General features: G+C 42.2%; 9 protein-coding genes and 1 pseudogene. 4 read left to right on the plus strand and 6 right to left on the minus strand.

Annotation, left to right across the window (positions count from 1 at the left end; all coding sequences use genetic code 11):
• Window positions 1-87: 87 nt before the first annotated feature.
• Entirely contained in the window at window positions 88-1,425 is a 1,338-nt protein-coding gene (locus VB740_RS15640; RefSeq protein ID WP_323200893.1) for a CCA tRNA nucleotidyltransferase, read from the minus strand.
• An 86-nt stretch (window positions 1,426-1,511) separates the two neighbouring features.
• On the opposite strand from VB740_RS15640, the gene VB740_RS15645 reads away from it, so the two are divergent.
• On the plus strand, window positions 1,512-1,760 hold the full coding sequence (locus tag VB740_RS15645; protein ID WP_100899275.1) for a Ycf34 family protein: 249 nt from the start codon (window positions 1,512-1,514) through the stop codon (window positions 1,758-1,760).
• 303 nt (window positions 1,761-2,063) lie between these two features.
• Entirely contained in the window at window positions 2,064-2,720 is a 657-nt protein-coding gene (tsaB, locus tag VB740_RS15650; RefSeq protein WP_323200894.1) for a tRNA (adenosine(37)-N6)-threonylcarbamoyltransferase complex dimerization subunit type 1 TsaB, read from the plus strand.
• Window positions 2,721-2,969: 249 nt separating this feature from the next.
• Here tsaB and VB740_RS15655 read toward each other — a convergent pair whose 3' ends face one another.
• Window positions 2,970-3,878: a nucleotidyl transferase AbiEii/AbiGii toxin family protein gene (locus VB740_RS15655; protein WP_323200895.1), complete on the minus strand. Its 909-nt coding sequence runs from the start codon at window positions 3,876-3,878 to the stop codon at window positions 2,970-2,972.
• A 111-nt stretch (window positions 3,879-3,989) separates the two neighbouring features.
• A complete protein-coding gene (locus tag VB740_RS15660) occupies window positions 3,990-4,907 on the minus strand; it encodes an AEC family transporter (protein WP_323200899.1) in 918 nt (305 codons plus the stop codon).
• Between the two features lie 203 nt (window positions 4,908-5,110).
• On the opposite strand from VB740_RS15660, the pseudogene VB740_RS36785 reads away from it, so the two are divergent.
• A pseudogene (locus VB740_RS36785) lies at window positions 5,111-5,179 on the plus strand (hypothetical protein); the annotation flags it as partial.
• A 181-nt stretch (window positions 5,180-5,360) separates the two neighbouring features.
• A complete protein-coding gene (locus VB740_RS36790) occupies window positions 5,361-5,810 on the plus strand; it encodes a D-alanyl-D-alanine carboxypeptidase family protein (protein WP_416289932.1) in 450 nt (149 codons plus the stop codon).
• Window positions 5,811-5,877: 67 nt separating this feature from the next.
• Here the strand turns inward: VB740_RS36790 and VB740_RS15670 are convergent, their stop codons facing one another.
• The 3 genes from VB740_RS15670 to VB740_RS15680 all read right to left on the minus strand — a co-directional run.
• A complete protein-coding gene (locus VB740_RS15670; RefSeq protein WP_323200900.1) occupies window positions 5,878-6,984 on the minus strand; it encodes a serine hydrolase domain-containing protein in 1,107 nt (368 codons plus the stop codon).
• A 77-nt stretch (window positions 6,985-7,061) separates the two neighbouring features.
• Window positions 7,062-8,900: a penicillin-binding protein 2 gene (gene mrdA / locus VB740_RS15675; RefSeq protein ID WP_323200897.1), complete on the minus strand. Its 1,839-nt coding sequence runs from the start codon at window positions 8,898-8,900 to the stop codon at window positions 7,062-7,064.
• Window positions 8,901-8,965: 65 nt separating this feature from the next.
• On the minus strand, window positions 8,966-9,172 hold a 207-nt coding region (locus VB740_RS15680; RefSeq protein WP_323200898.1), incomplete at its 5' end, for a hypothetical protein.

A 9,172-nucleotide genomic window follows, 5' to 3' on the forward strand; every position in this document is an offset into this window, starting at 1 on the left:
GGTTTTTTCTTTCCCTTTTTCCCTTTACCCTTTTCCCCTTAACCGAGAAGTATTGCCCTGCCCCCTTGCAGTCTTAATGATAAGCCTTTAACCGGACACGATATGATTAGGCCCCTCAAGTAACTGACGGGCAAATGCGATCGCCTCTGTTGGTGTTGAGACTTTCCCCTCAGCTTGTGCTACAGCAATTTCTGTCAGCAGTTGACCGATGATTGCTGAAGCTGGAATATCTAATGCTATGATCAAATCCTTCCCGCTAACTATTGGAGTGGGATGAGCAACCAGATCATCAGGGTTTAAGTAGCGGTTGATCAAGGATGCCCAAATAAGGCAGCCCCTTGTTTTGGTTTCGAGAGTTGTAGCGATCGCTGTGTGTAGTGGCTTGTCACCAGACATCGCCTCAACTAAATTATCAAGTGCTACAGCTAAAACCGCTGTAGCAGGAAACACAATACCTGCGTTATAGAACAATATGTATTGTTCTCGCAAAGACATATCGACTACTTGAAACTGCGGTAATAGTTTCAAAGCAGTGGTTACACCCCGGATTTCGGCACGACTATAAGTTAGTTCTTGTAGCTCTATTTCTGCTAATTCTGGATTTGGATTGACAAGACAAGCAAGTTTGGCAATACCTAACCAAGTGGTTTTGATACTATCGCGGATATACTCTTGCAGTTGCGCCCCGAATTGTTGCCAATTTTGGGTAAGTAAGGCAGCTGCTTGATCAACTGCTGCTAGTTTAAGCAAGCTTTCACGAGTGGCGTTTTTGAAGAAAGGGGTAAGCAAACCATCTTCCCAAGCACTTGTAATCCAAGGAGTACCCTGAGAATTTGCCAGCAGATAGCCAATTTCTACCCTAACTCGTTCGGCTGCAACTTTGCTGATATGGGATGCCAAAGAACGAATTGCAGCTTGGGTAGCTGGCTCAATGGTAAAACCGAGTTGGGCGGCTTGGCGATAACCTCGCATTAACCGTAAAGGGTCATCTTCTAGGTTTGCAGGTGATACCATTCGCAAAATGCCCTGTTGTAAGTCTCTATAACCTTGCAGAGGATCGATGATTTCTTGTGTATGGGGATTATACGCGATCGCATTTACTGTAAAGTCCCGTCTGTGCAAATCAACTTCTAAGCTATCTCCTTCCTGCTGGGCAAAGTCAGCTGTGGCGTGGGGAAAAACCACACGGGCAATTTGTCGTTCTGCATCGAGTAACACAAAACCAGCTTTGTAATGACGAGCGATCGCTCTCGCTACTTTTACCGCCTGAGATGGTATAACAAAATCTAGATCCAGATATTCACGAGTTCTGCCAAGAATGGCATCTCGGACAGCACCACCTACCATGTAAGCGGGTTGTGGCAGGAATTCCAAGCTGAAAGGCCAATTTTCGGGAGCTAGGCTAGAAGGAACTGATTGGTGCATTGTAATAAAAATCAACCCAGCAACTCATGAATAACAGTTGGGCTTAAGTTAGATTAACAATAAAGGCCCCTGGAGTTGGTTCTATTATGTGTATTTGCGTGAACTGCCACTATGTAGACCGCTGTGTTACCTATCATGCCGTCGAAGGACAGCACCAACAGCCTCATTTGACCGAAACACCAAATTTTGATCCGAATGAACCTTCTATCAATGTCAACATTCGGACTAAAGATGATGTAATTGAAATGGAATGGGATGTTGTTGGTTGTCTGAGCTTTAAACGGGAAACGGGTAAATGGTCGAAGTTGCGTCCTGGTGAATTAGTGCCCACTTGACAGAAAATGATTGGTGTATCTTACAGCTATTTTCAGGTAAATAGACCACGCAGTAGGGGCACAGCAATGCTGTGCCCTTAAATCAGATGTGGTTCAAATACATGATTTATGCTGTAATGAGATTTTTTTCTTCAGCGATCGCGAATTTATGATATAGGCAAGATATGTCAGGAAAGCGATCGCACAGAGAAAGTGAACAGCAAGCGAATATTTGCGATGCCTGCGGCGGGCTACGCCTACGCGTTCTGATTTATGCTTGAATAAATCACGTTAACTCTATAAAAATAGATATTTTAAGTAACTTTGACAACGCAACTAGAAGACCTTGGAATAAATAAACACGCTTTAGCACTACATACCACCACACCAGAATTAGGTTTGGCAATTAGTAACTTTGCAGGCGATACTCGCTCTCAAATTTGGAATTTAGGGCGTGATTTATCTAGCTTAGTACATCAATATTTAATTGAATTTATCAAACCGCAAACTTGGGCAGACTTGTCCTTTATCGCCGTTGCAAAAGGGCCTGGCGGCTTTACAGGAACTCGGATTGGTGTTGTTACTGCTCGTACTTTAGGGCAACAGTTAGATATTCCTGTATTTGCGATTTCAACTTTGGCTGCGGTAGCTTGGGCAGAAGTAGGTAAAAGTCAAAATTTAAAAACTTTTGCTGTGGAAATGCCAGCACAACGAGGTCAAATTTTTGCTGCTATTTATCAGTTTGAGCCAGAAACTTCTAAACTAAAAGTCTGTTTATCAGATAGAGTTTTGACACCAGAAGCATGGCAGGAAACATTAGCCAATTGGAACACGAATTATCAATTAATTCAAGCCCAATCTGGGTTAGCAGCGACAGTGACAAGTATTTTGGAACTAGCTAATCTCGATTGGCAAGAGGGTAAGTATCCTAATTGGTCAGAGGCTTTACCATATTATGGGCAGCATCCAGTAGAAGTTTAACTATAGGACTAGTATTTGATTTATGAAAAAATCTAAGTATATGTAGGGTGTGTTACGGCTTCCGTAACGCACCAGAATCTTCGGATGGTGCATTAGCCTACGGCATAACACACCCTACTGAAATATTTTCAAAAATCAAATATGAGTCCTATAGTATTCTCCAAAGTCAAGTAATTGAGCAATCTGACGATAAAATCATATTCAGTAAAAATTGCTTTACCATGAAGTTTAATTTCCATTTAAATTCCTTTAATTCATAGATTTTAAGTCAACAAGAAGCAAATTTATTCCATCCATTATCATTGAAAATTTTTCTTCAGGTATGTTTAACTCATGAAAACATTTATCTCTATATCTTTCTTTTTCAATAAAATTAGTGATGGCTTTAACTAATGGCTTTTTTACTTCGTAGCTTTCTTCAGCTTTAGCGATTGCACGTGCGGGTATTTCGTTATTTACACGCAATATTGCTAAGTCAATCAAATCTCTAGATTGTGTACTTGAATCGTTCCATCGGTCAGCATTAGCCATTAGTTTTGATGTAAATCTATCGCTTATACTCAGACAAGGTATTTTTGTCCAATCGGGATAAACAGGAGGGTCTAAAGTAAAAATTCCATTGGCTACAATTTCTACTTTAATAGTTATTTCATTGGTTACAACAGGGAAACGAATACCATATTGATTGATTGTAGTATCACCCAATTCGATATCTGTTGTACTTTGAAATAATGCTACAATTCCTTCGTCGTAAATCAGATTTCTTAAATACCTGTAATTTTCAGTTCCATAAGGAAAGAGAAAATCAATATCTTTACTAAGCCTGTATTCATCATACTCTAACGCCAAGAGTGTACCACCGCCAAAGTATGCGGAAGCTTTTTTAAAAACTTCTGGATTGAAAGCATTAAGGATTTTAAGTATATTCTTGTGATGGGCAAGATGAAACATTTCAAAATCAGGTAATATCCAAGAGTTATATTTTTTTGCTAAATAATGTACAAAATCTTTTTCTTCTTGTTTTAAATTGTTGAACGTAGTTTTATGATGCCAATTGCGTTGATACAATTGAACAATTTCTTTCTCACTCATTTGATATACATTTTTGATCTGCCAACCAATAGACTCTAGAAATGGTAGCTTTTGTGGATTGAGCATAAAATTAATTTTTAAATTTTATCTTGTTGCCATAGATTTATCTTTGCCCTTGATTGAGTTGCCTTTTTCCTGGGCTTTTAAGCGATCGCGTCACAGTGTATAAATCCAAAATCAAAACAGCCACAGCCAAACTGGGAGAGTAACCAACAATACTATAGTCCCAGCAGCTAGGGCAGTAACTGCTAGATCGCGATCAAGATTGAATGTCTCAGCAATTACCAGTGTGCCGAAAGCTGGAGGCATGGCCATTTGTAAGACAATTACCTTTGCGGTGGAACCAGTTAATCCAAACAGTGGTAAAAGGCTGCCCAATATTAAGGGAATTAGCAGCATTTTGATTCCCAAGCTCATCCCTGCTTGTGGTAGGCTACGCCAAGATTTGAGCAGTCCTAATCGCATTCCTATTAACACTAGAGATAAAGCTACACTACTCCAAGCAAATTTCTCCAAGCCAAATTCTACTACTGGGGGAATTGTCGCTTCTTGAATCAGCAAGCCAAATCCAAAACTCCATAGGGCAGGATTAATTAAAATGGCCCTAGCAGTCTGCCAATGATTCTGGACACTACCGCCAAAACGGGCTGCTAGTAGAACACCCAAGCCATAAGTTCCTGGGAATGAACCTAACAAATCGTAAAATAACGCCCAAGCAAAGTATTCCTTGCCTAGTATTGCTAAGGTGATGGGAAAACCAAGATAACCTGTGTTACCCAGCGTTGCCGCTAGGATCAAGCTAGCCTGAGTCGATGGTTTGGGGACAGTATTTTTAAAATAGGCTTGTCCTTTAATCCCTACCCAAGCTAAAAATGCTCCTAGTAAAATGGCTAGGTAAGCGATTGCAGGTGCAACCCAAATTTGCCCTGACAAGCTAGATTGACGCAAAAAAGATACTATGCTTATGGGTACTCCCACCCAAAAAAGATACTGTCCCAAACGTGTAGGAACTGTAACAGGTAGTTTGCGTCCGAGAATAAAACCTACCAGGACTAATCCTCCCAGCTTGACGTATAGTTCTAAAAGATTTGTCAAAATTGTACCTAAGAACCATAAATGTAAAATGCTACCTGTTACATCTACTTTTGTCCAGTGCAAAATCTATTATGGCTATCCCACAGAAACAGGAGTTTACCCTTGAATAAGGCTGGGTTTTCTGGAAAACCGCAAAACTCATCGAATGACCTTGGTGATGATATTCCAGTGGCTGTACGCGATACCCCTGTTGCAGCAACGAAAATGTGGTTGCAACCCCAAATTCTACTGATTGGGGGAGTAGCGGGATTTGTCCTGCTGGCTCTAATTAGCGGTTCTTTGTTTTTCGCCACTGCACCCAAAAAAACCGTCGATTCTCAACCCTCAGTTACTAGTTCTACTCCTACACCAACTACAGAATCTAGTAATGTCAATACTTTGTTAGGCCATCTGGCATACCCAGAAGCCCCTGAATCAGAACTTGTAACCATCTCCGCAAATAGGGGCATTAGAATGCGAAAATCTGCTGCCCAAAAATTTGAGGAGATGGTAGCAACAGCGCGGAGTGCAGGTGTAATTTTAGTACCAATTTCTGGCTTTCGCTCAGTCAAAGACCAAGAGCCGTTATTTTTTGGTGTCGGTGCCCAGCGAAATCAAACGCCAATAGAACGAGCTGCCCTCAGCGCTCCTCCTGGTCATAGTGAACATCACACAGGTTATGCTGTGGATATTGGAGACGGAGCAGTACCAGCAACTAATCTCCAAACCAACTTTGAAAATACTAAGGCGTATCGGTGGCTGCAAGCAAATGCAGCGCGTTTCAGCTTTGAAATGTCATTTCCTAAAAATAATGTTCAAGGTGTGAGTTATGAGCCTTGGCACTGGCGTTTTGTAGGCGATCGCAATAGCTTAGAAATATTCTACAAAGCCAAAAATTTGAAACCCGCTCAGATATCGCCATAGGAGTTATTCGATTTTAGATTTTTCCTTTAATCCAAAATTTAAAATCTAAAATTCACAGAGTTAGGAGTCATCGGTTTTTCCCCTCTCCTTTTACTCCTCCTGCTTCTTTTAATGGAGGCTGAAGCACGACTTCCTTAAGGGCTGGACAATAATATTCAGCGATTTCCTTAGCGATCGCATCTGGTCGGGAAATTTGATCTAAATTGCAAAGTACAATTACGGTGATTTTGTCATCAATAAAGCGGGTAATGTTACTTGCGAATCCTAGTATTGAACCATTATGACCAACTACTCGGCGATCGCCATAATTCAATACCCACCAACCTAAACCTGCAACATATCTCAACTTTTCCCAATCATCGCCCTGATTGGGAAAATGAGGAGTCCACATCAAATCAAGGGTTGATTGCTTTAACAGAGTTTCACCACAAAGCGCCTGTTCCCACTTCACCATATCTTCCACACTGGAAAGTTGACCTCCAGCCGAATAGGTAACAGAAGGACTGTAGTAAGGTTTGTTAACGAGTTTGCTGTTTAGCAAGCGATAGCCAGCAGCCCGGTGCGCCACAATATCTTTGGGATCATTCATTACGGTTGCATTCATTCCCAAAGGAGCAAAAATGCGCTCTTGCAACAAATCTCTATAAGTTTTTCCAGTGACCTTTTCTAGGATCAAACCCAGTAGATAGTAGCCTGTATTGTCATAGGCGCTAAACTCACCCGGTTGGAATTTGAGGGGTAGGTGAGTAACTAGAGCCAAAATTTCAGATTTCGATAAATCAAGATGGGTAATTTCCCAGTAGTTTGGCGCGTCGGTATAGCTGGGAAGTCCAGACTGATGAGACAGAATATGCCCGATTGTGACATTTTGCCACGTTAGGGGTAGATGATCGAGATAATTTGCGTAGTTTACCGCCGCAGGCATCGCTTCTTCTAGCGAAATTATCCCTTGCTCCACCAGCATCATTATGGCTGTAGCGGTGAAAGTTTTACCAACAGACGCAATTTCATAAACTGTATGTTCAGTAGCTGGTACACAGTGTTCAACATTCGCTAATCCATAGCCCTTAACTAAAACAGGTTCACCTTCCTGCACCACTGCCACAGAAAGCCCCGGAATCTGATTTTTAGTCATTATGGCTCGAATATAGTCATCAATCATGATTGACCCCATTTCTATTTGGCGATGGGGAGATAAGGGCAAGAGGAGCAGACGAGAATAATTAATGCCCTATGCCCCATGCCCCACGCTTAGTTACGTTTGCTGTTTGCTGGACTCTCAGATGCTGGTTTCTGATACTTACCTGGATACTTGCGCTGAAAATATTCTTCCATAATTTGTAAGATCATCGGCGCAGCAATGCTACCACCACCGCCGCCGGAATGTTCTGCAAATGCCACAATCAGAACTTCTGGTTGATCAGCAGGTGCATAAGCTCCAAACCAAGCGTGATTTTGCTTAACACGGCCCTTCCAAGCTTCAGCAGTGCCACTCTTACCAGCGACTGGGGGAACTGTTGGCTGCATCAAAGCCTTACCTGTACCTTCAGATACTACTTTCCGTAGTCCCTGACGGAGAACACTTATGGTTGTTGGCTTCATATTTAAAGATTCTCGCCAGCTTTTTGCCTCTTCATTGTCTTTCAGCAAATGTGGCTGGACTCGGTAGCCACCATTGGCGGGCACGGCAAACATAACGGCAACTTGCAAAGGTGTAGTTTGTAAAGCACCTTGACCAATTGACATATTAATGCTGTCGCCTACAGTCCAAGGTATCTTCCAAGTTTTCTGCTTCCATGCCTCATCTGGCACTAAACCTTTTGCTTCTTCGTTAGCAAACTCAAAGCCGGTTTTTTTACCAAATCCATACTTGTGAGTCCATTCAATTAAAGTTGGACCGCCAACTCCGCGACCAATTTGATAAAAGAAGGTATCACTACTCCACTGTAATGCACCGACAAAACCCAATGGGCCGAATCCAGCGTGATTCCATTCACCAAATCGGGTACCACCAATGTTTAAGGAACCGTAGGTTTGCAGGACTGTGCTGGGAGAAAATTTACCGGATTCCAGTCCGGCTGTGGTGGTGACAATTTTGAAGGTACTAGCCGGTGGAAAGACACTGAGGGCACGATTGACCAAAGGATGATCTGCACCTTGCACAGTTTCCCAATCTTTTTGAGTGAGTTTCTGCTTTGAGAAAATATTTGGGTCAAAGGTAGGGTGAGATACCATTGCTAAAACGGCACCGTTCTTTGGATCAAGTGCCACGATCGCACCGTCTCGATTGCCCAAAGCTTTTTCTGCTGTCTTTTGCATATTTAAATCTACGGTCAAGTGCAAATCGTTACCAGCCTTGGCCTGTTTCACCCCCAAAACCCGGAGCGGCCGACCAGCACCATCAACTTCTACCTGCTGACCGCCCCATTCGCCCCGCAGACTTTTCTCATAAGCTTTTTCAGCTCCCATTTGACCAATCACATCACCCAATCTGTAACCTTCTTGCTTCTTTTCTTTTAACTGCTCGGCGGTCAGTTCTCGTGTATAGCCTAATACATGTGCTAATTCCTTGCCGTGAGGGTAGTAGCGAACGGCTTCTGTAGAAATTTCTACGTCTTTAAGTTCGCTTTGATACTCTTGTAATGCTGTGATTTGCGCTTCATTCAAGTCACGAGCAATGCGTATGAGTGAAGAAGAGTTAGCGCCTGCCTCTTCTAGTTTCTTTTCCATCTCTTCTTGGGGAATTTCGAGAATTTGAGATAGACGCGCTCCCACAACTCGCCATGCTGGCTTAGTATGTGCCATCGGCCACAAATATACAGAGCGAGGATAGCGAGTACTGGCTAAAAGTTTGCCATTGCGGTCAAAGATGTTGCCTCGTTCTGGTTGTTTGGGGATCATCCGAATCCGATTTGATTCGGCTCGTTTTCGGTGGCTTGCTCCTTCAGTAATTTGCAAATATGCCAAACGAACGCTGATTCCCGTCACCATTGATAGAGTAAATATAATTAAAAATATCGGCTGGAAACTCTGCCCAACTGTACGTGTATTTTGTTTTCCGCCAAGTGGAGATGATTTAAATATAGTCATAAGACAAAGATGATTTCAAAATTAATATTATCTGTAAACAACTCTGCTAAATTTTTAGCAGGTATTTAACGGCAAACTAATCGAGAGTGATTTATTGTTTTTAATTGATACCATATCATAGCGATCGCTCGTGGAAATCCTAATGGGCGTAATCTGGCGTGGTTCCACTCTCCAAATAAACTCATGCCCAGTACTTGGTACGAAAGAATCAGTCCAGTATAGGAATCATATTTGATTTCTGAAAATATTTCAGTAGGGTGTGTTATGCCGTA

It is taken from the genome of Nostoc sp. UHCC 0251, from assembly GCF_034932245.1.
Lineage (GTDB): Bacteria > Cyanobacteriota > Cyanobacteriia > Cyanobacteriales > Nostocaceae > Nostoc.